The 2,895-nt window shown below is 51.3% G+C and carries 2 protein-coding genes; one reads left to right on the top strand and one right to left on the bottom strand.

The annotated features are described in order from the left end of the window. Positions 1–2,170: hydantoinase/oxoprolinase family protein (locus tag RMO52_RS17100; protein ID WP_310416575.1), on the bottom strand; the 2,170-nt coding region annotated here is incomplete at its 3' end. A 129-nt stretch (positions 2,171–2,299) separates the two neighbouring features. On the opposite strand from RMO52_RS17100, the gene RMO52_RS17095 reads away from it, so the two are divergent. Then, positions 2,300–2,895, top strand: a 596-nt coding sequence (locus RMO52_RS17095; RefSeq protein WP_310416570.1) for a LysR substrate-binding domain-containing protein, incomplete at its 3' end; no start/stop codon positions are given.

Here is a 2,895-nt window from a genome sequence, read left to right as displayed (position 1 = left end):
TTACTTGCTTCCTCCCCTTATCAAGGGGAAGGCTTTCTTGCTCCCTCCCCTTTATAAGGGGAGGGCTGGGGTGGGGTAAAGGACTACGCTGCTCATACGTCAAAATCAAATGATTTTTCTCTGTCAATACCGCTACCCAATCCGGCTCGATAACATTCGTACCAGTAGGTTCGATAATAATGGCAGGGCCGATAATCCGATCGCCAGCAGCTAAATCCGCTCGATCGAATACATCTGCCTGATGCCAATCGCCTTTGGTGTAGAGTGAGACAATCATGCGGGGCATTAATGGCGTAGTTCGATGGCGATTTAAGGTTGGTTCGCTCGGCATCGACATCAAACCGATCGCTTCTACCATTGCCGATTCGACGATAATATCTCGTTCGCGCATCGCAAAACCGTAACGCTGTTGATAGATAGCTTCAAATTGCGATCGCATCGCATTTATATCGGTGGCAAAATCTACTAATAACGGCGCATCGGTGCCAGCATACCGCAAATAAACTTGCTGGCAGACTTGTTGCTGGGCAGAATCGATCGCTTGAGTACTGAGTTCCGATCGACCGATTTGAGCTAACCTGTCGAGGATACTGGCGACTGTCGGTATATGTTCGGCAATGAGGGGTAGTTCGATCGCTTCTTCTTTCAAGGCGCGAACATCGGCTAAGCCAATGCCATAGGCAGACAGCACTCCAGCATAGGGATGAAGGAAAATTTGCTTCATCCCCAGGGCTTCGGCGATGAGACAAGCGTGTTGTCCCCCCGCACCGCCAAAACAGCACAGTGCATAGTCGGCGACATCATAACCGCGCTGAGAAGAGATTTTTTTAATCGCAGTTGCCATTTTATCGATCGCGATCGCCACAAAGCCAGCGGCTACTTCTACAGGCGAGCGATTATCGCCTGTCGAGGCTTGAATTTCGGCGGTGAGGGTGGCAAACTTGGCAGCGACAATTGCCGCATCTAATGGCAAGTTTCCCGTCGCCCCAAATACCGCCGGAAAACAATCCGGTTGGAGCTTGCCCAGCATCACATTGGCATCGGTGACTGTCAGGGGGCCATCATTTCGATAGCAGGCGGGGCCAGGATTGGCTCCAGCCGAGTCTGGGCCGACGCGATAACGTCCGACATCAAAATGTAAAATTGACCCCCCGCCAGCGGCAACTGTATGGATTGCCATCATCGGTGCCCGCAGTCGGACGCCAGCGATTTCGGTTTCGATCGTCCGTTCGTAGGTACCGTTGTAATGAGAGACATCGGTGGAGGTACCACCCATATCGAAGCCGATAATTTTGGTAAATCCCGCTAGCTCGCTGGTTTTGACCGCGCCGACAATTCCGCCAGCAGGGCCGGATAAGATGCTATCTTTGCCCTGGAAGTTTTGGGCGCTGGTTAAGCCGCCGTTGGATTGCATGAAGAGGAGAGGGGGGCAGTTCGGCTGTCGCTCACTGACCAGGGTGTGGGGGTATAGTTGTTGGGCGAAGGAATCGATGTATCGGCGGAGGATGGGGGAGAGATAGGCATCTACGACGGTGGTGTCGCCGCGACTGACGAGTTTGATGAGGGGGCTGACTTGATGGGAGAGGGAAACTTGGGTAAATCCGATCGATCTGACGAGTGCGGCTACTTGTAGTTCGTGAGTGGGATAGCGATAAGCATGTAAAAAGACGATCGCACACGATCGCATCCCGTCGTCATAAGCAGTTTGCAAAGCTTGAATTAAAGGAGCATCCATGCGCACGGGACTTAATTCTTTACCTTGGGCGGTATAGCGTTCGGTGACTTCGACGACGCGATCGTAGAGCATTGTGGGCAGCACGATTTCCCGTGCAAAAATCTGGGGGCGATGCTGATAGCCGATCCGTAAAGCGTCACCAAAACCCTCGGTGATAATGAGTAAAGTTCTGTCGCCAGCACGCTCTAGCAGGGCATTGGTGGCTACTGTCGTACCCATCTTGATACTGGAGATCGTCTCGGCAGGAATTGTTGCCCCTGCTGCCAATCCTAAGAGATCGCGAATGCCTTGGAGCGGCGCATCGGCGTAGCGGCTGGGATTTTCCGACAGCAGCTTATGTACCAGCAGCCTGCCATCGGGATGTTGCGCGACAATATCAGTAAAGGTACCCCCGCGATCGATCCAAAATTGCCAGCGATTCGTCTGCATATTCATAGCAATAGCTCCTTTCTCTTGGCTGCCACGGTTGTATATGAGAATACGAGGGATTTACTATATCTTCAATGCCGATCTGATTAAGTTGGTATATCGTTAACGATCTAGTAGTAGTTGTTGGAGTCTCTGATGAATCTTCTCTATCTCAGCAGCGTCGAACTGCGGCAAATCTGTTACTTTCTGGCAGTTACAGAAGCAGAAAACAACTTTACCAGAGCGGCAGAATACTTGCAGATCGATCCGCCACCGTTAGGACAACGCATTAAATCGCTCGAACGTAAATTGAAAGTTGAGTTATTCGACAGGCAGCGGCGACCGCTACAATTGACCGCAGCCGGGAAAGTTTTTTTAGAAGAAACTCGGTTGGCGCTGACAACCCTAGAACGGGCGATCTCTAGAGCGCAACAAGCTCAAAGAGGCGAGATCGGCTTCCTCTCGGTGGGCATTGCTAGTTCGATTTCCAATACCCTATTACCCGATATTTTGCGGACATTTCGCTCTCGGTTTCCCGATATAGAAGTAGAACTGCTCGAACTTACCGCCGAGCGTCAACTTCAGGCATTGCGGGAGGGTCGCCTGAATATCGGTTTTGAAGTAGTTGCTAATGCTCAGGAACCAGACACCAGCTTGAACGTACTGCCGATTATGGAAGAATCCCTCGTTGTTGCCATGCCAGAGCTACATCCCTTGGTATTTCAAAGACAAGTATTTTTGCGCGATCTTGC

It is taken from the genome of Chamaesiphon sp. OTE_8_metabat_110 (genome assembly GCF_031382685.1).
Lineage (GTDB): Bacteria > Cyanobacteriota > Cyanobacteriia > Cyanobacteriales > Chamaesiphonaceae > Chamaesiphon.
The sequence above is the reverse complement of the archived record's forward strand: the minus strand, read 5'-3'. Positions and strand labels throughout refer to the sequence as shown.